The sequence below is a fragment of the Caulobacter sp. P1_D6 genome (genome assembly GCF_056406095.1).
The window spans coordinates 1-442 of record NZ_JBFUAW010000095.1 but is presented as its reverse complement, the minus strand read 5'-3'; the positions used below and the strand labels follow the sequence as shown (position 1 = coordinate 442).

1 protein-coding gene is annotated in these 442 nt (G+C 68.6%); it reads left to right on the top strand.

Annotation, left to right across the window (positions count from 1 at the left end; translation table 11 throughout):
* Positions 1–14: 14 nt before the first annotated feature.
* On the top strand, positions 15–442 hold a 428-nt coding region (locus tag AC1DYP_RS24835), incomplete at its 3' end, for an MlaD family protein (RefSeq protein ID WP_477048569.1).

Here is a 442-nt window from a genome sequence, read left to right as displayed (position 1 = left end):
GTGGGGGGATCGTGATGAGGAAGGCGATGTGCGCGGTGATGGCGGCCGTGACGACGGCGGCGGTCTCGGGATGCGGAGCGTCGATCGCGGACCTCCCGGTTCCGGGCAGCTACCGACCCGGGCCCACGTACCACGTGGACATCCAGTTCTCGAGTGTGTTGAACCTGCCGGCCCGCGCCAAGGTGGTGCTGGACGGAGTGGACGTGGGGTTGCTCGAGGACGTCACGCTGACGGGAAACACCGCCGTGGCGGGGGTGAACATCGACGAGTCGGTGAAGCTACCCGCGATGACGCGCGCCGAACTACGCCAGGGCACCATCCTGGGCGAGATCTACGTGTCGCTCCAGCGACCGGCGGACGGCTCGGGCACGTCGGGCGCGCTGCTGCGGGACGGTGACTTCATTCCGCTGGAACGAACGACGCCCGCGGACAACGTGGAGGA